Origin of the sequence: Enterococcus sp. AZ020, from assembly GCF_050499205.1 — a bacterium.
In the GTDB taxonomy this organism is placed as follows: Bacteria; Bacillota; Bacilli; order Lactobacillales; family Enterococcaceae; genus Enterococcus_L; species Enterococcus_L dunnyi.
In genome coordinates, this window is record NZ_JBIPAT010000024.1 from 1 (window position 1) to 218 (window position 218).

Annotated in this window: 1 protein-coding gene; it reads left to right on the forward strand. The window is 36.7% G+C overall.

What is annotated here, in order from left to right:
* A partial coding sequence (locus IGI58_RS18255) for an AAA family ATPase (protein ID WP_429955530.1) occupies positions 1-218 on the forward strand: 218 nt, incomplete at both ends.

The following is a 218-nucleotide window of genomic DNA, read 5'->3' on the forward strand; positions in this document are numbered from 1 at the left end:
TTCCTATTAATGGAGTTAGTAATTGCAATTGCTGAAGGTACTGACTGGCTAGGCTTTCCATGTGAGCAAGGAAAAGTTCTGTACGTAAACTTAGAGCTTGATGCTAATTCTGCGAAAAACCGTATTGTCGAGATATACAAGTCATTAGGTCATGGACATAAAAATGTCTCAAATATTGATATCTGGAATTTACGTGGGAAAACAAGTCCAATGGATAA